Annotated in this window: 1 protein-coding gene; it reads left to right on the top strand. The window is 66.2% G+C overall.

Annotated elements, in window-relative coordinates; genetic code table 11:
- Positions 1–204 (top strand): sigma-70 family RNA polymerase sigma factor (locus ADL15_RS26135; protein WP_137781206.1); only part of this gene is annotated, 204 nt, incomplete at both ends.

The raw sequence follows: 204 nt of genomic DNA, 5'->3' as shown, positions 1-204 counted from the left end.
GCGAAGCGGTACACCGGTCGCGGCATGGCCTTCCTCGACCTGATCCAGGAGGGCAACCTCGGCCTGATCCGCGCGGTCGAGAAGTTCGACTACACCAAGGGCTACAAGTTCTCCACGTACGCCACCTGGTGGATCCGCCAGGCCATCACCCGCGCCATGGCCGACCAGGCCCGCACCATCCGCATCCCGGTGCACATGGTCGAG

The organism is Actinoplanes awajinensis subsp. mycoplanecinus (assembly GCF_001509495.1).
GTDB classification, from domain to species: Bacteria; Actinomycetota; Actinomycetes; order Mycobacteriales; family Micromonosporaceae; genus Actinoplanes; species Actinoplanes palleronii.
The sequence above is the reverse complement of the archived record's forward strand: the minus strand, read 5'-3'. Positions and strand labels throughout refer to the sequence as shown.